At 63.3% G+C, this 17,854-nt stretch carries 17 protein-coding genes and 1 riboswitch; of the genes, 6 read left to right on the top strand and 11 right to left on the bottom strand.

Features of this window, described 5'->3' with window-relative positions; all coding sequences use genetic code 11:
• Window positions 1-45: 45 nt before the first annotated feature.
• The 6 genes from rraA to priA form a co-directional block, all read right to left on the bottom strand.
• Window positions 46-531, bottom strand: coding sequence for a ribonuclease E activity regulator RraA (gene rraA / locus ABD847_RS16010; RefSeq protein ID WP_345014830.1), 486 nt, complete (start codon window positions 529-531; stop codon window positions 46-48).
• A 119-nt stretch (window positions 532-650) separates the two neighbouring features.
• A complete protein-coding gene (gene hslU, locus ABD847_RS16005) occupies window positions 651-1,982 on the bottom strand; it encodes an ATP-dependent protease ATPase subunit HslU (RefSeq protein WP_345014828.1) in 1,332 nt (443 codons plus the stop codon).
• Between the two features lie 14 nt (window positions 1,983-1,996).
• On the bottom strand, window positions 1,997-2,527 hold the full coding sequence (hslV, locus tag ABD847_RS16000; RefSeq protein ID WP_345014826.1) for an ATP-dependent protease subunit HslV: 531 nt from the start codon (window positions 2,525-2,527) through the stop codon (window positions 1,997-1,999).
• 85 nt (window positions 2,528-2,612) lie between these two features.
• Window positions 2,613-3,191, bottom strand: a complete 579-nt coding sequence (locus tag ABD847_RS15995; RefSeq protein ID WP_345014824.1) for an SPOR domain-containing protein — start codon at window positions 3,189-3,191, stop codon at window positions 2,613-2,615.
• 3 nt (window positions 3,192-3,194) lie between these two features.
• Complete coding sequence (gene argS, locus ABD847_RS15990) at window positions 3,195-4,937, bottom strand: arginine--tRNA ligase (protein ID WP_345014822.1); 1,743 nt, start codon at window positions 4,935-4,937, stop codon at window positions 3,195-3,197.
• Window positions 4,938-5,059: 122 nt separating this feature from the next.
• On the bottom strand, window positions 5,060-7,264 hold the full coding sequence (priA, locus tag ABD847_RS15985; protein WP_345014821.1) for a primosomal protein N': 2,205 nt from the start codon (window positions 7,262-7,264) through the stop codon (window positions 5,060-5,062).
• Window positions 7,265-7,412: 148 nt separating this feature from the next.
• On the opposite strand from priA, the gene rpmE reads away from it, so the two are divergent.
• Complete coding sequence (gene rpmE, locus ABD847_RS15980; protein ID WP_345014820.1) at window positions 7,413-7,628, top strand: 50S ribosomal protein L31; 216 nt, start codon at window positions 7,413-7,415, stop codon at window positions 7,626-7,628.
• Between the two features lie 59 nt (window positions 7,629-7,687).
• Here rpmE and ABD847_RS15975 read toward each other — a convergent pair whose 3' ends face one another.
• Entirely contained in the window at window positions 7,688-8,323 is a 636-nt protein-coding gene (locus ABD847_RS15975) for a tRNA-uridine aminocarboxypropyltransferase (protein ID WP_345014818.1), read from the bottom strand.
• 118 nt (window positions 8,324-8,441) lie between these two features.
• Here ABD847_RS15975 and ABD847_RS15970 point away from each other — a divergent pair, with 118 nt between their 5' ends.
• Window positions 8,442-9,683, top strand: coding sequence for a malic enzyme-like NAD(P)-binding protein (locus ABD847_RS15970; protein ID WP_345014816.1), 1,242 nt, complete (start codon window positions 8,442-8,444; stop codon window positions 9,681-9,683).
• A gap of 65 nt (window positions 9,684-9,748) precedes the next feature.
• On the opposite strand, the gene bfr (ABD847_RS15965) is transcribed toward ABD847_RS15970, so the two are convergent.
• Entirely contained in the window at window positions 9,749-10,216 is a 468-nt protein-coding gene (bfr, locus tag ABD847_RS15965) for a bacterioferritin (protein ID WP_345014814.1), read from the bottom strand.
• Between the two features lie 9 nt (window positions 10,217-10,225).
• On the bottom strand, window positions 10,226-10,690 hold the full coding sequence (gene bfr, locus ABD847_RS15960) for a bacterioferritin (RefSeq protein ID WP_345014811.1): 465 nt from the start codon (window positions 10,688-10,690) through the stop codon (window positions 10,226-10,228).
• A gap of 165 nt (window positions 10,691-10,855) precedes the next feature.
• On the opposite strand from bfr (ABD847_RS15960), the gene ABD847_RS15955 reads away from it, so the two are divergent.
• Window positions 10,856-11,095, top strand: coding sequence for a (2Fe-2S)-binding protein (locus tag ABD847_RS15955; protein WP_345014809.1), 240 nt, complete (start codon window positions 10,856-10,858; stop codon window positions 11,093-11,095).
• A 68-nt stretch (window positions 11,096-11,163) separates the two neighbouring features.
• Here the strand turns inward: ABD847_RS15955 and trmA are convergent, their stop codons facing one another.
• Window positions 11,164-12,264, bottom strand: a complete 1,101-nt coding sequence (trmA, locus tag ABD847_RS15950; protein WP_345014807.1) for a tRNA (uridine(54)-C5)-methyltransferase TrmA — start codon at window positions 12,262-12,264, stop codon at window positions 11,164-11,166.
• 138 nt (window positions 12,265-12,402) lie between these two features.
• On the opposite strand from trmA, the gene ABD847_RS15945 reads away from it, so the two are divergent.
• From ABD847_RS15945 to murI, 3 genes are all read left to right on the top strand, one after another.
• Entirely contained in the window at window positions 12,403-13,707 is a 1,305-nt protein-coding gene (locus ABD847_RS15945) for a DUF5610 domain-containing protein (protein ID WP_345014804.1), read from the top strand.
• Window positions 13,708-13,804: 97 nt separating this feature from the next.
• Window positions 13,805-14,001: riboswitch (cobalamin riboswitch) on the top strand.
• A 51-nt stretch (window positions 14,002-14,052) separates the two neighbouring features.
• Window positions 14,053-15,888 (top strand): TonB-dependent receptor domain-containing protein, encoded by a 1,836-nt coding sequence (locus tag ABD847_RS15940; RefSeq protein ID WP_345014801.1) that lies wholly within the window; start codon window positions 14,053-14,055, stop codon window positions 15,886-15,888.
• A gap of 97 nt (window positions 15,889-15,985) precedes the next feature.
• Window positions 15,986-16,771 (top strand): glutamate racemase, encoded by a 786-nt coding sequence (gene murI, locus ABD847_RS15935; RefSeq protein WP_345014800.1) that lies wholly within the window; start codon window positions 15,986-15,988, stop codon window positions 16,769-16,771.
• A 1-nt stretch (window position 16,772) separates the two neighbouring features.
• Here the strand turns inward: murI and ABD847_RS15930 are convergent, their stop codons facing one another.
• Window positions 16,773-17,312 carry an RNA recognition motif domain-containing protein gene (locus tag ABD847_RS15930; protein ID WP_345014799.1) on the bottom strand — a complete coding sequence of 180 codons (540 nt, stop codon included), beginning with the start codon at window positions 17,310-17,312 and terminating at the stop codon, window positions 16,773-16,775.
• Between the last annotated feature and the right edge of the window lie 542 nt (window positions 17,313-17,854).

The raw sequence follows: 17,854 nt of genomic DNA, 5'->3' as shown, positions 1-17,854 counted from the left end.
CCATAAAAAACGCCGGTCATTGCCGGCGTTTTTTATGGGCGAGGATCACTCCAGATCCAGGGGTTCCGGCGAGAGGATGATGCCGGTGGTGTCGGCATACAGGTGATCCTCCGGCAGGAAGGTGACGCCGCCGAAGTTCACCGGCAGGTCGGTATCGCCCGTGTCTTCATCATCGGCACCCACCGGAATGGCCGCCAGGGCCTGCAGGCCCAGCTCCAGCTCGGCCAGGGCATCCACCTCACGCACGCTGCCATAGCAGACGATGCCTTCCCAACCGTTGTCGGCCGCGGTGGCGGCGATCTCGCCGTCGATCAGGGCGCGGCGCAGGGAGCCGCCGCCATCGATCAGCAATACCCGACCTTCACCGGGCTCTTTGACCAGCTCACGGATCAGGCCATTGGCCTCGAAGCATTTGACGGTGGTGATGACGCCGCCGAAGGAGGGGCGTCCGCCGAAGGTGGTAAACATGGGTTCGACCACGTCGACCAGGTCGGCATAGGTATCGCAAAGTTCTGAGGTGTTGTATTCCATGCTGATTTCACCGCGGGTGGCTGCAGGAGGCATCAGTATAAGTAGCCCGGCTGGTAAATAAAACCAAAATCCGGGCAACTTGGGATCCGGATGGGCGGCGGGACCGCCCAACGGCAGCATCAGAGGATGAAGCGGCTCAGATCCTCGTCTTCGATCAGCTTGCCTAGGTGGGCGTTGACGTAGTCGGCATCGATGCGGTGGCAATGACCGGCCTGATCCGAGGCTTCGAAGGAGATCTGCTCCATCAGCTTCTCCATCACGGTATGCAGGCGGCGGGCGCCGATGTTCTCGGTGCGCTCGTTCACCTGCCAGGCGGCCTCGGCGATGCGGCGGATGCCGTCCGGGGTGAACTCCACATCCACCCGCTCGGTGGCCATCAGGGCCTGGTACTGCTCGGTGAGGGAGGCATTGGGCTCGGTGAGGATGCGCTCGAAGTCATCTGTGCTCAGGGCCCCCAGCTCTACCCGGATGGGCAAGCGACCCTGCAGCTCGGGGATGAGATCCGAGGGCTTGGCGATCTGGAAGGCGCCGGAGGCGATGAACAGGATATGGTCGGTGCGCACCATGCCGTGCTTGGTGGTGACGGTACAGCCTTCCACCAGCGGCAGCAGATCCCGCTGCACCCCTTCGCGGGAGACGTCGGGGCCGCTGCTCTCGCCGCGCTTGCAGATCTTGTCCACCTCGTCGATGAAGACGATGCCGTTATTCTCCACCGCGGCGATGGCCTGGGTCTTGAGCTCCTCGGGGTTCACCAGCTTGGCGGCCTCCTCCTCGATGAGCTGCTTCATGGCCTCCTTGACCTTCACCTTGCGGCTCTTCTTCTGGCCCTGGCCCAGGTTCTGGAACAAGCCCTGCAGCTGCTGGGTCATCTCCTCCATGCCGGGGGGCGCCATGATCTCCACCCCCACCTGCGGAGCCGCCAGCTCGATGTCGATCTCCTTGTCGTCCAGCTCCCCCTCCCGCAGCTTCTTGCGGAAGATCTGCCGGGTGTGGTTGTTGCTGTCGCTCTTCTCCGCCTGGCCCCAGCCGTCCCGCGGCGGCGGCAGCAAGGCATCCAGAATCCGCTCCTCGGCAGCCTCGGCGGCGCGCATCTGGAACTTGGCCATCTGCTGCTCCCGGGTCATCTTCACCGCCATGTCGGTGAGATCCCGGATGATGGAGTCCACCTCCTTGCCCACGTAGCCCACCTCGGTGAACTTGGTGGCTTCCACCTTGATGAAGGGGGCGTTGGCCAGCTTGGCCAGACGGCGGGCGATCTCGGTCTTGCCCACCCCGGTGGGGCCTATCATCAGGATGTTCTTGGGGGAGACCTCGTGGCGCAGATCCTCGGTCAGCTGCATGCGGCGCCAGCGGTTGCGCAAGGCGATGGCCACGGCGCGTTTGGCGTCGGCCTGACCAATGATGTGGCGATCCAGCTCATGGACTATTTCGCGGGGGGTCATTTCGGACATGGGGAACTCCTTGCTCAGGCGGAATAGTCCAGCACTTCGATGGTCTGGAAGTTGTTGGTGAAGACGCAGATGTCGCCGGCGATGGTCAGTGCCTTCTCGACGATGCTCTTGGCATCCAGCTCGGTGTTTTCCAGCAGGGCGCGGGCGGCGGCCTGGGCGTAGTTGCCGCCGGAGCCCATGGCGATGAGATCCTGCTCCGGCTGCACCACATCACCGTTGCCTGTGATGATGAAGGACTTGCTGGCATCGGCCACCGCCAGCATGGCCTCCAGGCGACGCAGGGCGCGGTCGGTGCGCCACTCCTTGGCCAGGGAGACGGCGGCGCGCTCCAGGTTACCCTGGTGAGCCTGCAGCTTGGCCTCGAAACGCTCCAGCAGGGTGAAGGCATCGGCGGTGCCGCCGGCAAACCCGGCCAGCACCTTGCCGTTGTAGAGTCGGTGTACCTTGCGGGCGTTGCCTTTCATCACGGTGTTGCCGAGGGAGACTTGGCCATCCCCGCCCAGCACCACCTGACCGTTGCGGCGTACAGAAACTATGGTTGTCACGTTGGACCTCGCTTGGCAGGACCGGCCGTGGCCGGTCAGTAGGGTATGCCAAGGAGGATGGGGATGGGGGGAAGGCTTTTCAAGGCTACCAGAGCCAGATGCCGCACTCCTGCACCACCTTGGCGTTGCGCAAGGTGTTCATGTCGGTCTGGGCGGCGCGGCGGCCCTTGTAGGGACCCAGCACCACCCGGTACCAGGTGCCGTTCGCCCCGTCGGTGCGCTTCACCTGGGCACTGATGCCGGCGGTCAGGGCGATCTTCACCTTCATCTCGTTGGCCTGATCGGCGCTCCTGAACGAGCCGCACTGCATCTGGTACTGAGGCTCGGGCTTGGCGGGATCCTCCGGCTTGGGTTCCGGCAGATCCACCTTGACCTCCTTGTTCTCCAGAAGGGTCATGTAGTCGAACTTTTCCTTGGCCGGCCGCTGCTCCTCGATGGGCTTGGGCTTGGGCTGCGACTTGGCCTGGGGGGCGGGGGCCTCGGGATCCGGGGCATTGTTCTTGATGCTGTAGAGGAAGAAGCCAAAGCCCAGCAGCAGGGCGGTGACCAGTATACCCAGCAACCAGGGGATACGACGGGGTGGCGGAGCCGCGCGCCGGGGGGCGGCGCGGCTGGGGCTGCGTTTGCGTTTGGCCGGACGGCTGCGGACGTAATCCCGGTTCATGGGTTACATGCGCTCCAGCACCTTGATACCCAGCAGGGCCAGACCCTGTTGCAGTACCTTGGCGGTGGCCTGGCACAGGGTCAGGCGGCTGGCCTTGAGCTGGCTGCTGACCCCGTCCTTGTTGATGGGGCAGGCCTCGTAGAAGCTCATGAACAGGCCGGACAGCTCGTACAGGTAGAGGCACATCAGGTGCGGCATGCCCTTGGCGGCCACACTCTGTACCGTCTCGTTGAACTTCAGCAGCTTGTTGGCCAGGGCCTCCTCGGCGGCCTCTTCCAGCGTCACAGGCCCGCAGGCCAGCTCACCGGTGCGGCGGAAGATGGACTGGATCCGGGTGTAGGCATACTGCAGGTAGGGGGCGGTGTTGCCCTCGAAGGCCAGCATGTTGTCCCAATCGAAGATGTAGTCCGTGGTGCGGTTCTTGGACAGATCCGCGTACTTCACCGCGCCTATGGCCACGGCATGCACTACCTCGGCCTGCTCGGCGTCGGACAGGTCGCTGTCCCGCTGGGCCATCAGTTCGCTGGCGCGCTGTTCGGCTTCATCCAGCAGATCGGCCAGCTTGACGGTACCGCCGCTGCGGGTCTTGAACGGCTTGCCGTCCTTGCCCAGCATCATGCCGAAGGCGTGGTGCTCCAGGGAGACGGCTTCCGGCACATAGCCGGCCTTGCGGGCTATGGTCCAGGCCTGCATCAGGTGCTGGTGCTGGCGGGAGTCGATGAAGTAGAGCACCCGGTCGGCCCCCAGGGTCTCGACCCGGTACTTGGCACAGGCGATGTCGGTGGTGGTGTAGAGGAAGCCGCCATCCTTCTTGCGGACTATGACCCCCATGGCCTCGCCATCCTTACCCTTGAACTCGTCCAGGAAGACCACCATGGCGCCGTCGTCTTCCACCGCCAGGCCCTGGGCCTGCAGGTCGGCGACGATCTGCGGCAGCATGGGGTTGTACAGGCTCTCGCCCATGACATCCCGGGTGGAGAGGGAGACCCCCAGGCGATCGTAGATGCGCTGGTTCTGCTCCATGGTGATGTCCACCAGCTGACGCCACAGGGCACGGCAATGGTCGTCACCGCCTTGCAGCTTCACCACATAACCCCGGGCGCGCTCGGCGAACACCTCGTCGGCGTCATAGCGCTGCTTGGCCTCGCGGTAGAAGGCCTCCAGATCCGCCAGGGCCATGGAGCCGCTGTCGCTCTCTTCCTGCAGATCTTCCAGGTAGGCGATCAGCATGCCGAACTGGGTGCCCCAGTCCCCCACGTGGTTGGCGCGGATCACCTTGTGGCCCAGGAACTCCAGGGTGCGTACCACGGCGTCACCGATGACGGTGGAGCGGATGTGGTGCACCGCCATCTCCTTGGCGACGTTGGGGGCCGAGTAGTCGACGACGATAGTCTGGGCCGGTTCGGCCGTTTTGACCCCCAGCATGGCATCCTGGGCCAGGGCGTCGATCTGCCGGGCCAGCCACTGGGTGTCCAGATAGAAGTTGATGAAGCCGGGGCCGGCGATCTCCACCTTGGCCACCCGCTCGGAGGCGGGCAGGTGGGCTATGATGGCCTCGGCCAGGGCGCGGGGCGGCTTGCCGGCCGGCTTGGCCAGCAGCATGGCCAGGTTGGTGGCCAGATCGCCGTGAGCCTTATCCTTGGTGTTGTCTACCTGAATGCGCGGCGCGACCTCGGCCGGTACCAGGCCTTCGGCCTGCAGGCGGGACACGGTTGCTTCAAGTAGTTGCTGAATATGCTCTTTCATCTCTGACCATCCAAAATGCCAAACACGCTGGGCAAGGGGGGACGCGGCAAAAACGGCGTGGCAGCCCCCTTGCAGGGGGGCAAATTTTACCCGGAATAGGCCGGGCTGACTACCCTGGCGGGCTAGAACAGCTCCTGGGGATCCACATCCAGGGACCAGCGCACCCGCTGGGCGCTGGGCAGGGCCTCCACCGCCGGCAACAGGCGGTTGAGTAGCCGGGCCAGGGCAGGTCGTTGCGACGCCTGCAACAGCAGCTGCAACCGGTACTTGCCGGCCCGCCGGGCCATGGGGGCACTCACCGGGCCTATCATCTGCACGCCACCCAGCTGCGGTCGCAGCAGGCTGCCGAGCTCCTGCATGAAGGCGTCCACCTGGGGCTGCTGGGTAGCCTCGGCGCGGATCAGGGCCTGATGGGCGAAGGGCGGCAGCCCCATCAGCTTGCGCTCCTGCAGGGCGGTGCGGGCGAAGTGGCCGTAGCCGTTGTGGATGAGATCCTGCAGCAGCAGGTGCTCAGGGTGGTGGCTCTGCAGTATCACCCGGCCCGGCTTGCTGGCGCGACCGGCGCGGCCCGCCACCTGGGTGTAGAGCTGGGCCAGCCGCTCGGTGGCGCGAAAGTCTGCCGAGAAGAGGGCGCCATCTACATCCAGCAGCCCCACCAGGGTGACGTCCGGGAAATGGTGGCCCTTGGCCAGCATCTGGGTGCCGATGAGGATGCGGTACTTGCCGTCGCGGATGCCGTCCAGGTGGGCCTCCAGCTCTCCCTTGCGCCGGGTGCTGTCCCGGTCGATGCGGATGAGCGGATACTGGGGGAATAGCTGGCTCAGGTGCTGTTCCAGCTGCTCGGTGCCGACGCCAGTGCCGACGAGCTCCGGGCTGCCGCACTGGGGGCAGACTGGCGGGATGGGCCGTTGGCTGTCGCAGTGGTGGCAGTGCAGCCGGCGGCTGCTCTGGTGCAAGGTGTAGTAGGCGTCGCAGCGATGGCAGGCGGCGATCCAGCCGCACTGGTGGCACAGCAAGGCTTGGGCGTAGCCGCGGCGGTTGAGAAACAGCAGCACCTGATTGCCGGCGGCCAGCTCCGTCTGCATCAGTTGCAGCAGCTGGGGCGAGACCCCCGCCTGCAGCTGCAGGTGCTTGACGTCGATGACCCACTGGCCGGCCATCTGGGCGCCGCCGGCCCGCTGGGTGAGCTGCAGGTGCTGATACTTGCCGCTCTGGGCGTTGTGCAGCGTCTCCAGGGAGGGGGTGGCGCTGCCCAGCAGTATGGGCACCTGCTCCAGGCGGGCGCGCATGATGGCCAGATCCCGGCCGTGGTAGCGAAAGCCGTCCTGCTGCTTGAAGGAGGCGTCGTGCTCCTCGTCCACCAGAATGAGCCCCAGGTTGGCGAAGGGGGTGAACAGGGCGGAGCGGGTGCCGATGAGGATGGCGGCCTCCCCGGCCTGGCAGGCCAGCCAGGTCTCCAGCCGCTCGGTATCGTTCATGCCCGAATGCAGGGTCAGGATGGGGGCGTGAAAGCGGCGGCGAAAGCGCTTGAGGGTCTGGGGGGTGAGGCCGATCTCCGGCACCAGCACCAGCACCTGCTGGCCGCGGGCCAGCACGGGGGCGATGAGCTGCAGGTAGATCTCGGTCTTGCCCGACCCCGTCACCCCTTCCAGCAAGGCGGCATGAAAACCGCTGTGTTGGGCAAACTGACTGAGCACCAGGGCCTGCTCGCTGTTGAGCCGCGGCTGGTCGTCCTCGTGAGTCAGCAGGGTCTCCCGCCAGTCCTGGGTCAACTGGTGGCCGTCCAGGGGCTCAATCCAGCCCTTGTCGGCCATGGCCTGCAACACGGCGCCGCTGAGGCCTTGCTCCCGCAGCTCGGCGGCAGGCAGGGGACCGTCGCACAACAGCTGCCAGGCCAGCTGCTGGCGGGGCGAGCGTTTGAGGCGCTCCAGAGTGAGTGATAACCCCGACTCGGTCAGCTGCCAGTAATCCAGCGGCCGGCGCACCGCCGCCTCACCCTGGCGCAACAGCACGGGCCAGGCGTGGTGCCACACCTCCCCCAAGGGGTGCTGATAGTAGTGGGCCGCCCAGCTCAGCAGCTGGCGCAGGGCCTCCGGTTGCAGCGGCGTGGTGTCCAGCACCTCGCTCACCGGCTTGAGGCGGCTCAAGGGCAGATCGCTGTCCGTTGGCAGTTCACACACCACCCCTATCAGCTCCCGACGGCCAAAGGGCACCCGCACCCGACAGCCGATGGCCGGCAGGGGCAGGGGCGCCAGATAGTCGAACTGGCGGCGCAACGGCAGGGGCAGGGCGATACGCACCAGGCCCGGTGGGTTGGGAGCTGTCACTAAGATTGCCTGTTTTTTCTGCATGCGCTCTTGCGAGCGGAGGGATCGATCCTATATTATTCGCACCCTCAAAAACATCCGATCCATCAATACGTGTGGTGTCTGGCGTCAGGCCCGATAGCGACACGGCCTACTAACGAGGTTTTCCATGAAACAAGGTATTCACCCGGAATACACCGAGATCACTGCCAAGTGCTCTTGCGGCAACGTGATCAAGACCCACTCCACCTGTGGTCGTGATCTGAACCTGGACGTTTGCTCCGAATGTCACCCCTTCTACACCGGTAAGCAGAAGGTTCTGGACACCGGCGGCCGTATCGAACGCTTCAACAAGCGCTTCAACGTACTGGGTACCAAGAAGTAAGACTTCTGACCGGTTTCGAAAAGGACGCCCCTCGGGGCGTCTTTTTTTATGCCTGGCGATCAGCCTGGTTCCCGGGGCTGACGGCGATGGGCGGCCGGTTGGTGGGCCTGGGCGCGAGCCACCCAGGCATCGAAGCTGGTGAGTAGGCGGCCTAGGCGCTCGGCGTCGGGCTGCCACTGATCCAGCAGGTGGGCGGCCGCCTCGAAGGTGGACAGACCGCCGGGTACCGAGCTCTTGCGGATGAGGTAGCGGCTCGGTGGCAGTGGATCCAGGCTCAGCCGTGGCAGTGCCAGCAGGGCTGGCGCGCTGTGCAGCAGCCGATAGCTCTTGCGCCAGGTGGCATCCAGCAACAGCAGGGTGGGGCGGGTTCCGGGCTGCCATTGGGTGCGGGCTTGGGGGGCCGGGACGGCCGACGCCCCCGGATAGGCCAGCCAGCACTGGCGGGTGGGATCGGCCAGCAAGGTCTGCAATGCCGGGTGTTGGGCAAAGTCTTCGGCCACCCACACCTGGCAGTCCGGCACACAGGCCTGCAGCAGACCGACGCTGCCCTTGGCGCGGTCCTGCTCCTGTGGGTGTTGCAGCACCACCAGATCCAGGGGGCTCACCACCGGTTGGGCCAGGGTACAGAGGCAGCGGGCCAGGGGGCGCTGGCAACCGGGGCAGCTCAGGCGTTTGGTCTTGGGCTGAATAGACATATTTTTTATAAGCGGATTCGAGTGACCCTTGTGTGGGTGAAAAAGGCGATTAAGATCACGGCTTCTTGATGGCAGCCGATACCAGCGCCCCTTAGCGTCTTTGCACAGGATGGTCCCCATGACCGATTTGCGTCAACAAGCCCTCGATTATCACGCCTTTCCCCAGCCCGGCAAGATTGCCGTCAGCCTGACCAAGCCGGCGCAGACCGCCCGGGATCTGGCCCTGGCCTACAGTCCGGGGGTGGCCGAACCGGTGCGGGAGATCGCCGCCGATCCCGAGTCCGCCTATCGCTATACCGCCAAGGGCAACCTGGTGGCGGTGATCACCAACGGCACCGCCATCCTGGGGCTGGGCAACCTGGGCCCCCTGGCCTCCAAGCCGGTGATGGAGGGCAAGGCCCTGCTGTTCAAGCGCTTCGCCAACATAGATGCCATCGACATCGAGGTGCAGCATACCGACAACGACGACTTCGTGCGCACCGTGGCCAACATCGCCGGCACCTTCGGCGGCATCAACCTGGAAGACATCAAGGCCCCCGAGTGCTTCGAGATCGAAGCGCGGCTCATCGAGCTGTGCGACATCCCGGTGTTCCATGATGATCAGCACGGCACCGCCATCGTCACCGCCGCCGGTCTGCTCAACGCCCTGGCATTGCAGGGCAAGGAACTGGCGTCGGCGCGGATCGTCTGCCTGGGGGCCGGGGCCGCCGCCGTGGCCTGCATGGAGCTGCTCATCGCCTGCGGCGCCCGCCGTCAAAATATCTTCATGCTGGATCGCAACGGCGTCATCCGCTCCGACCGGGGGGATCTCAACGCCTTCAAGCAGCGCTTCGTCAACGATGCCGGCGCCCGCGACCTGGACCAGGCCATCGAGGGGGCCGATGTGTTCCTGGGTGTCTCCGGGGCCAACCTGCTGAGCGAGGCGCAGATACTGCGCATGGCGGCCAAGCCCGTGATCTTCGCCTGCTCCAACCCGGATCCCGAGATCCGGCCCGAGTTGGTACGGGCGGTGCGGCCGGACGCCATCATGGGGACTGGACGCTCCGATTACCCCAATCAGGTGAACAACGTGCTCTGCTTCCCCTTCCTGTTCCGTGGTGCCCTGGATGTACGGGCCCGGCGCATCGATCTGGGGATGAAGCTGGCGGCGGTGGAGGCCATCCGCGCCCTGGCCCACGAGCCGGTGCCCGCCGAGGTGCTCAGTGCCGCCGGGGTGAGCAGTCTGGCCTTTGGCCCCGACTATGTGCTGCCCAAGCCCATGGATCCGCGCCTGCTGCCGCGGGTGGCCCGAGCGGTGGCCTGCGCGGCCATCGAGTCCGGGGTGGCCCGTCTGCCGCTGCCGGCGGGCTATATGCTCTGATAGCGGGTTAGGTGGAGAATGAAGAAGGCGCCGTGAGGGCGCCTTCTTGCATTGCGGGCCAGGGGTTACATCTGGCTTTGCAGGTAGTTCTGCAGGCCGACATGATCGATGAGCCGCAGCTGCTTCTCCAGCCAGTAGGCGTGGTCGATTTCGGTATCTTCCAGCTGCTTGGCCAGGATGGCGCGGCTCTGGTAGTCCTGTTCGGCCTCGCACAGGGCGATGGCCTGCTTGAGGGCCGTGTCCACCTCATACTCCAGCGCCAGATCGTTCTTCAGCATGGACGGCACATCCTTGCCGATGTTCAGCGGCTTGCGCTCCGTCATCACAGGGGTGCCTTCGAGGAACAGGATGCGCTCTATCAGGGCGGCGGCATGGCCCTTCTCCTCCTCACTTTCGTGGGAGATGCGCTCGAACAGCTTGTGGTAGCCCCAATCCAGGTACATCTGGGAGTGGATGAAGTACTGGTCGATGGCGGAGAGTTCACCGGCCAACAGCTCGTTCAGGCAGGCGATGACGTTGTCTTTTCCTTTCATGGCAACTCCTTAGATCATGCTTTGCAGGTAGTTGGCGAGCCCGGTCTGCGCAATGAGGTTGGCCTGGGTTTCCAGCCAATCCAGGTATTCCTCTTCCTCTTCCAGTTGCTCGGCCAGCAGGTCGCGGCTGACGTAGTCCTGACTGGACTCGCACAGGGCGATGGCCTCCTTGAGCTGGCCTATGGTGGCGTGTTGCAGCTCGGTGTCGCAGCGCAGCATCTCCTCCGGGGTTTCGCCGATGCGCAGATGATCCAGCCGTTGCAGGTTGGGGAAACCCTCCAGAAACAGCACCCGCTCGATCAGTTCGTCCGCCTGCTTCATGTCCTTGATGGACTTCTTGTAGGCCTTGTCGTTGAGCTGGTTCAGTCCCTGGTGCTTGAGCATGCGGGCGTGAAGGAAGTATTGGTTGATGGAGGTCAGCTCGCTGGTTAGCACCCGGTTGAGCATGGCGATGACCTGTTTGTCTCCCTGCATGGACATCTCCTTGAAATTGAGGGGCAGTGGTTTACTACCATAGGGGATTGACCCCATAAAGATAGCTGTTTTTTGCTCTTTTCTGCCGAAATTACCAGCAACCCCTTGCGGAGCAAGCTAGTGATAATTATTATCAAGTGATAATGATTATCAGGATTCGCAATCATGTACGTCTGTCTCTGTCTGGGGATCACCGAAAAACAGGTGCAACAGGCCATCGCCGATGGGGCGCACAGCCTGAGCGCCCTGCGCCTCAAGCTGGGGGTGGGCGGTGAGTGTGGCCGCTGCCGCCGGGCGTTGCGTGAGCAGCTGCATGGCCGGGGTATCCTGGCCGCCTCGGCCCAGGGCAACGGCCAGGTGATCGGCATTCGCGAGCGTCTGCAGGAGCCCAAGCGGGTGGCCTGAGCCATCAGGCAGCTAGACCCAGATGAAGCAAAGGGCCGTCCAGTGGGACGGCCCTTTTGCATGTTTAGCTAGCGGCGGGTCAGGTAGACGCCGCACTCGGCGTGGTGGGTGTAGGGGAACTGATCGAACAGGGCGAAGCGGGCGATGGCATGGGTCTGGCTCAGGGGCTGCAGGTTATCCAGCAGGGTCTCCGGGTTGCACGAGATATACAGGATGCGCTCGTAGCCCTGCACCATGGCCAGGGTGGCGGGATCCAGGCCGGCGCGCGGCGGATCCACGAAGATGGTGTTGCACTCATAGCCGGCCAGGTCGATGCCGGCCAGCCGGCGGAACTGGCGCTCGCCGCGGATGGCCTGGGTGAACTCCTCGGCAGACATCCGCAAGATCTGCACGTTGTCGATGGCGTTGGCCTGGATGTTGTACTGGGCGGCCTCCACCGAAGGCTTGGCGATCTCGGTAGCCAGCACCCGGCGGAAGTTGCGCGCCAGGGCCAGGGAGAAGTTGCCGTTGCCGCAATACAGCTCCAGCAGATCCCCCTGGGCGCCTTGGGTCACATCCAGCGCCCATTCCAGCATCTGCTGGTTCATGCCGCCGTTGGGCTGGGTGAAGCTGTTTTCCACCTGCATGTAGGTCAGCGCCCGGCCGGCCACCTGCAGCCGCTCCAGCACGAACTCCCGCTCCTGCACCAGCTTCTGCTTGTGGGCGCGACCTATGATGTCCACCGTGAAGCCTTCCGCCCGCAGCTGGGCGCGCAGGGCGGCGGCTTCCGCCTGCCAGGCGTCGTCCAGTTGGCGATGATAGAGCAGGCTGATGAGGGCCTCGCCACTTAAGGTGGTGAGAAAGTCCACCTGGAACAGCTTATGGCGCAGCGTCCGGCTGGGGCGGGCGGCGTCCAGTACCTTGGGCATCAGGGCATTGATGAGAGTACTGGCCGTCGGGAACGTATCTACCCGGATGCGCTGACGGGTCTGGCTGTCGAACATGATGTAGTAGAGGTCATCCCCCTGGTGCCAGACGCGAAACTCTGCCCGTAGCCGGTAATGGCGCGGCTCGGAGGCATGCACTTCCAGCGTTGGGGCGGCCAGGGGGGCAAAGCGTTGGCGCAGGGCCTCGGCCTTGCTGGCCAGTTGTGACTCATACTCTTGGCTGTCCCACTGGGGCTGGCTCATGGAAAACACCTCTTGGCGGCAGAAAGGGGGCTGATTTTAAGGGCCAAGACAGGTTTGTCCAGCCATTGTGCTCAAGTTCTGCGCAGGCGGGCCGATAGTAGACGTAAGCCCACAGTGTCCGGGTGGTGTGGAGGCAATATGAAACTGCAGACATTGAACGAGTCCCAGCTCCAGGGGCTCAAGCAAAAGACGACCGCCCAGAGCGGCAAGGAGCAGGCCCCTGGCCAGGTCAAGAAGGCGGGCGACGAGGATACCGTCTCCTTCTCCACGCCGGTGCGAGTGGGCGGCATGGTGCTGCGGGTCTCCCTGGAGCGCTACCTGCAGATCGACGGCAAGTCTTACGTTGCGGGCAAGGAGGAGCAGGCCGACGAGTCAGCGGATGCTGCTGCGGATAACCCCTTGGGGTTTGACTATGAGTCGGTGGCGGATAACGTCATGGCCTTTGTCAGTAATGCCATCCGCTACAAGCAGGCCGATGGCGCCGATGAGGCTAAGTTGCAGGAGATGCTGGGTCAGGCCCGTAAGGGCATCGACATGGGCTTCTCTGCGGCCCGTGAGCAGCTGGGGGATCTGCTGGATCAGTACCCGGACGTCAACGACGGCATCGACAAGAGCTACGATCTGCTGCAGAAGCGCATGGATGAGTTCGAGAAGTCCCTGTTTGGCCAGGACGAGACCGAAACGGTTGACGACAGTGCCACCGAGCAGGCCGAGGCCAGCCAGGCCGCAGGCGCCGTGGGCAACCTGCAGTTTCGGCAGCTCCAGTCATTGAGCCTCGAACTCACCACCAAGGATGGCGACAAGGTGACGGTGGCCTTTGATGAGCAGCAGCAGTGGCGTCTGCAGGCCGGTGGCCTGGGCTTGAGTGAAGGACAGAAGCGCAAGGCGCTGGCGGCCTATGGCGAGTCGCCGCGCGCGGATGTCGCGGAGGCCAGACGGGCCCAACCCCAGAGCAGTGACGGCCAGTTCTACTACGGTCATACCGCTTCGTTCAGTTTCTCCGTCTCCGGCGAGCTGGATCAGCAGGAGCTGGGGGCCATCGGTGATCTGCTGGGCCAGATTGCCGACTTGTCGGACAGTTTCTTCGGCGGTGATCTGCAGGCGGCGCAGGACAAGGCGACCGCACTGCAGTGGGATGATCAGACGCTGGTGAGCACCACCCTCAACTTCAAGCAACAGCAGAGTGCCCAGCTGGCCAAGCGCTACGGCAGCGACGGGCCCACTCTGGAGGAGACACTCGGGCCCTTGGCGGACTACCTGGGGCGCATGGAGCAGATGTTGCAAAACGCCTATACCCTGTTTGACCGTCCCACTCAGGATCAGGCCACCCAATGGGTCTTGGGTCAGCAACAGGGGCTGGAGGGTAGCACCTTGCAGGAGGCCACCGGCGCCTTCACCGGCTTCAATGATCGTATGCAGCAGGCGTTGAGTCAGTTGCGCTGATAAACCCCACTTCCGCCGGTGTCCTGCCGGCGGAAGTGGTTGACCCTATTGCTCGGTTATTTCGAGCCCCTGTCTATACTCCCCCGGGTGACTTGCCTATAATCGCCGCCACTCTGGTGCCATGACTTAAAAGGGAATCCGGTGAGAATCCGGAGCTGGCGCGCAGCGGTATGGAGGAACGAACGCGACAGGAGTTGCCACTCAGGCACTGCCGTAAGGCGGGAAGCCGTCGCCTAGGCCCATCTTTTTTCTTTGCCTCCAAGCCCGAAGACCTGCCAGAGAAGGTGACCGGACAGACCGGTCTTTGCTCATTCGTTAGATACTACGCGAACTAGGGATCTAAGCATGATTCGATACGCTCTGGCGGCCAGCTGGCTGCCGGTGGCGGCGTTTGCTGCCGCTTCCGCCGATGACGTCTACGTCATCACCGCCAACCAATTCTCCCAACCCGTGGCCTCCGTACTGGCGCCTGTCTCCGTGGTGACCCGCGAAGAGATAGAGCGCTTGCAGCTCAAGACGGTGACCGAGGTGCTGCGTACCCTGCCCGGGGTGGAAATCAGCAGCACCGGCGGTCGGGGTCAGACCGCCACCGCCCTGGTGCGTGGCGCCACCGCCTCCCAGACCCTGATCCTGATCGATGGCGTTCGCCTGGGCAGTTCGGCCCGAGGCTCCGTCAATCTCAGTCTGCTGCCGCTGAACCAGGTGGAGCGCATCGAATATATCCGCGGTGCCCGTGCTTCCATCTATGGATCGGATGCCATCGGCGGGGTGGTGAATCTGATCACCCGGCCTGACATGGGCCAGGATCAGACCCAGCTGCATGCCGGCATCGGCTCCCATGGCAGTCAGGCACTGGATGGCAGCAGCAGCCTGAGCCTGGGGTCGCACCAGCTGAAGGTCGCGGCCGGCTACGAGGATCAGGATGGCTACAACGTGCACCCCATCCCCGGGCTCAACGATGGCGATGAGCACGGCTTCACCGGCAAGAATGGCATGGTGGACTATCAGTGGCAGGCCGATGATGCCTGGCTGCTGGGTGCCGCCGCCCGGATCTACCAGAGCACCAGCCAATACGACGGCTCCTACGCCAGCTACAGCTATCACGAGCGGGACGAAAGCTGGAACCAGGATAACAGCTTTCGTCTGAGTGCCGCCTATCAGGGGGCTGCGCTGCAATCTCAGTGGTTGGCCAATTATGCGCGCACCCGCAGCTACGACTATGCCGATACCCAGAACCGGGATCAGGCCTCATCTCACTCCGTCATCGAGGAGAGCCAGCTGAGCTGGCTGAACCAGCTGGATCTGGGCCAGGGCTGGGGGCTGGGGGCCGGGGTTGAGTGGCGCAAGGAGGTGCTGCTGGGCGAGTCTGCTGCCTACGGTTCCGCCTATGCAACGGGTGATATCGATCGCGAAAATACCGGTGCCTATCTGTTGGGCCAGTATACCGGTGAGCAGCTCAGCGCCGAGTTGAGTGGGCGCTCCGACGACAACCAACAGTACGGTCGCCATAACACCTGGCAGGCGGGGGCCGGCTGGACCCTGATCCCCGGCTACCGCATCAGCGCATTGCACGGTACCGCCTTCCACGCGCCGACCTTCATCGATCTCTACTACCCCGGCTCCGCCAACCCGGATCTGACGCCAGAGACCTCGCGCAACAGTGAGCTGGGCCTGGAAGGGCTGACCGGCGCCGTGCTGTGGCGGGTCACCGGCTATCGCAACAAGATCGACCAGCTGATCCAATGGGCACCGACTGATGGTGGAAATTGGGTGCCCTCCAACGTCGGTCGGGCGCGTATCCAGGGCGTCGAGCTGGAGGCCGAGTTTGACACAGGGTTTGTGAGTCACCGCCTGAGTGCCGACTTCAAGGATCCCAAGGATCTGGATAGCGGTACCCAGCTGATCCGTCGCGCCAAGCGCAACTACAAATGGGTGGCGCAAGGCCAGTGGCAGCAGCTTGATGGTGGCCTGAGCTGGCTGTACCAAGGGCCACGTCCCGACAGTGATGGCTCCACCCTGGGTGGCTATAGTCTGTGGGACCTCACCATGGGCTATCAGTTGACCTCCGCCCTCAAGGTGCAGGGGCGGGTGGAAAACCTGCTGGACAAGGATTACGTCATTGCCAGCGGCTATGTCACGCCGGGCCGCGGCTACTACCTGGACCTGACCTACAAGATGTAAACCCCAGGGGCCGCGAGGCCCCTTTTTCATCCTCACCGCCACTGGCAGGCGTCCATTGCGAGGCGTATCATCGGCGCCGACAAAGGGGGCGTATGCGGTGAGCAAGACAGTATTGGTATTTGATTCCGGGGTTGGGGGCTTGTCCATTTATGAGCCCATTCGCCAGCAATTGCCGGGACTCAACTTTCTCTATGCCTTCGACAACGCCTGCTTTCCCTATGGTGAGCTGAGTGAAAGCCGCTTGGTGGAGCGCTGCTGCCAGGTGATTGCCGCCGTGCTGGCCCGCCATCCGGTGGATCTGGTGGTGATTGCCTGTAATACCGCCAGCACCCATGTGCTACCTACGCTGCGCCAGACACTATCCATTCCTGTGGTGGGGGTGGTGCCGGCCATCAAACCCGCCGCCAGCGCTACTCGCAACGGCTGTATTGGCCTGCTGGCCACGCCGGGCACCATAGCTCGTCCTTATACCCACCGGCTGATCCAGGAGTTTGCGGCGCATCACCGGGTACTGTTGTGCGGTAGCACTGAGCTGGTGGTGCAAGCGGAGCGCAAGCTGATGGGGCAGGCGGTGGAGAGAGCTGTGCTGGCCGAGGTGCTGGCCCCCTGGCAACAGGGAGAACAGAAGCCCGATACCCTGGTGCTGGGGTGTACCCACTTCCCGTTACTCAAACAGGAAATTGCCGACTTGCTGCCGGACGTGGCATTGGTGGATTCCGGCTCGGCGGTTGCGCAGCGGGTGTGCCATCTGCTGGGCACGCAGCCGGCGTCATCGGAGAAAAAAACATCGCGGGCCTACTGTACCCGCGATGATGACAAGGCCGCGCGATTGCGACCGACCTTACAGGCCTACGGCTTCGAGAGCCTCACCTGCCTGGTCTGAGTTAGTCCGAAACGGATTCGGAGAATTCCGGATTGCTCTCCTTTTTCTCGTTAGCTTCCCGCACCTTCAGGGTGCGCTGCAGATATTCCGTCTCATTGAGTGCCGCAATGGCGGCATCCGCATCGCCGAGCGGCATCTCCACGAAGCCGTAGCCACGGCGCTTGCCGGTTTCCTTGTCCTTTACCAGACGAACCGAGATCACCTGACCATGCTCGGCAAATAGCTTGCGCACTGCCGCCTCGTTGGCCCGATAGGGCAGGTTGCCCACGTACAGCGTCTTGCATTCTCCGGTATATGCCTCGGCGAGGTCGGTTGGGCTGGGTTGGATGGCCGCACTGCGCGGGCTCCGATTGCCTCGGGGGGCCGCCTCGCGGGCCGCACCGGCGGCCAAGGGCGTCAACAAGCCGCCCAGCAAGAGTCCAAAGGCCAGCCAGGAGGCGGCAGTCAGATCAGCCAGCTTGGCAACCAACACGAAGCCCAGGACGGCCAGAACCACGGCCAGCAGGGAAGCACGAAGATAAGAAGATTGAAGTAGGGTCATAGTGCACTTCACCAAATAATAAGAAATCAAAGTGATAGACGTAAAACCACTTCATGTTAGTGATGAACGAAACGGGGTGCCAATCAGTTGGTTAAGCAACGCTACTCAGTTAACACTTTACGTTACTAATTTGCATGGGATCACATGGCATAGACCGCGCAAAACGCCTGTCTTGTGGATAACACCTTGGATAACTAGATGAAAACCTGTGGCTATTTTTAAATCTAAAATTATTGTGACCTTTTTCAAAAAATCCCTTGCCAGCCGGCGCGGCGTCCCTATAATGCGCCCTCGTTGTCAGGGCTCAGCCCGGCAGCAGAGGAAAGCGGCGAGAAAATAGCGCTTGACTCAAAGCGGGAAGCGAGTAAGATGCGCATCCCACGACGCCGGCGAAACCGGGTCGAACCGCTCTTTAACAATTCAATTCAAGCAATCTGTGTGGGCACTCGCAGAGGTTGAAGTCAATCGAAAAAATTGATTTTCAATGTCTGATGAAGTGACCAAAGCGGATCGAAAGATCCAGCAACAGTTAATTCAGAATT

Source organism: Pseudaeromonas paramecii, from assembly GCF_039540575.1.
Lineage (GTDB): Bacteria > Pseudomonadota > Gammaproteobacteria > Enterobacterales > Aeromonadaceae > Pseudaeromonas > Pseudaeromonas paramecii.
Note: the sequence above shows the minus strand (reverse complement) of the source record. Positions and strands in the feature narration are given on the sequence as shown.

Bases quoted from the DNA above. Each gene is read 5' to 3' on its own strand.
- rraA (WP_345014830.1), bottom strand. From the start codon at position 531: ATGGAATACAACACCTCAGAACTTTGCGATACCTATGCCGACCTGGTC.
- hslU (WP_345014828.1), bottom strand. From the start codon at position 1,982: ATGTCCGAAATGACCCCCCGCGAAATAGTCCATGAGCTGGATCGCCAC.
- ABD847_RS15995 (WP_345014824.1), bottom strand. From the start codon at position 3,191: ATGAACCGGGATTACGTCCGCAGCCGTCCGGCCAAACGCAAACGCAGC.
- argS (WP_345014822.1), bottom strand. From the start codon at position 4,937: ATGAAAGAGCATATTCAGCAACTACTTGAAGCAACCGTGTCCCGCCTG.
- rpmE (WP_345014820.1), top strand. From the start codon at position 7,413: ATGAAACAAGGTATTCACCCGGAATACACCGAGATCACTGCCAAGTGC.
- ABD847_RS15975 (WP_345014818.1), bottom strand. From the start codon at position 8,323: ATGTCTATTCAGCCCAAGACCAAACGCCTGAGCTGCCCCGGTTGCCAG.
- ABD847_RS15970 (WP_345014816.1), top strand. From the start codon at position 8,442: ATGACCGATTTGCGTCAACAAGCCCTCGATTATCACGCCTTTCCCCAG.
- bfr (WP_345014814.1), bottom strand. From the start codon at position 10,216: ATGAAAGGAAAAGACAACGTCATCGCCTGCCTGAACGAGCTGTTGGCC.
- bfr (WP_345014811.1), bottom strand. From the start codon at position 10,690: ATGCAGGGAGACAAACAGGTCATCGCCATGCTCAACCGGGTGCTAACC.
- ABD847_RS15955 (WP_345014809.1), top strand. From the start codon at position 10,856: ATGTACGTCTGTCTCTGTCTGGGGATCACCGAAAAACAGGTGCAACAG.
- trmA (WP_345014807.1), bottom strand. From the start codon at position 12,264: ATGAGCCAGCCCCAGTGGGACAGCCAAGAGTATGAGTCACAACTGGCC.
- ABD847_RS15945 (WP_345014804.1), top strand. From the start codon at position 12,403: ATGAAACTGCAGACATTGAACGAGTCCCAGCTCCAGGGGCTCAAGCAA.
- ABD847_RS15940 (WP_345014801.1), top strand. From the start codon at position 14,053: ATGATTCGATACGCTCTGGCGGCCAGCTGGCTGCCGGTGGCGGCGTTT.
- ABD847_RS15930 (WP_345014799.1), bottom strand. From the start codon at position 17,312: ATGACCCTACTTCAATCTTCTTATCTTCGTGCTTCCCTGCTGGCCGTG.